This is a genomic window from Acidithiobacillus sp. (assembly GCF_049965315.1).
GTDB lineage: Bacteria > Pseudomonadota > Gammaproteobacteria > Acidithiobacillales > Acidithiobacillaceae > Acidithiobacillus_B.
This window is the reverse complement of record NZ_JBMFWL010000068.1, coordinates 1-739: the sequence shown is the minus strand read 5'-3', so window position 1 is coordinate 739 and position 739 is coordinate 1. Positions and strand designations below refer to the sequence as shown.

The following is a 739-nucleotide window of genomic DNA, read 5'->3' as shown; positions in this document are numbered from 1 at the left end:
CGCCCAACTGTGCTCGATCCCGGGGAGTGCCCGCAACCCCCGGCCGCCGCTGGCGATGATCAGCACCTCGTTCGCCACCTCTCCGGCCGTGGTGACGACGATGCGCCCACCGTTCTTGAGTCCGAGCACCCGGGCCTGGTGGAAATGTACCCTCGTGCGTTGCAAAAACGCCCCCAAGGGAAGCAGGATATCTTTTGCCGTGCGCAATCCGGTCGGAATCCAGATCAGGCTCGGATAATAGAGAAAGGTGGCCTGCGGCGCGATCAGCGTAATGTCGGCTTGCGGCATTTTGCGGCGGAGCAGGCGAATGGCGGTCAGACCCGCGAAACCGGCGCCGATGATGGTGATTTTTGCCATGCTCTCGTTTCCCCACCGTTTATCTATCGCAATGCCCGGTCCGGCGGATTGGGCATGATGATCTGCTCTGACGGGGGAAGTCGTATCGTCCGGTGCCGTCTGGCTTTTCAAACCGAAACATCACCTAACCGCCTTCTTCGACAGGCTGAATATGCTATTCTTAAGATATAACGAAGCGTAGCGCGAGTCCATTCGCCGCCGGCGTGCTCATCTTCGAGAGCCTGAAAAAACGCCAGCGCGGCATCTACCGCGCCGTCCCCGTCCCCCCTGCCCTGCTCAGCGCCCTCGACCTCGTCCACGGCATCCGCGAACACCAGGCCCGCCGCGGCAAAGGACGCGGCATCCGTCTCTGGCCCTGGTCACGCATGACCGGCTGGCGCGC

At 62.4% G+C, this 739-nt stretch carries 1 protein-coding gene; it reads right to left on the bottom strand.

Features of this window, described 5'->3' with window-relative positions; all coding sequences use genetic code 11:
* Nucleotides 1-357 (bottom strand): FAD-dependent oxidoreductase (locus tag ACP5MM_RS09815; protein ID WP_427934535.1); only part of this gene is annotated, 357 nt, incomplete at its 3' end.
* Between the last annotated feature and the right edge of the window lie 382 nt (nt 358-739).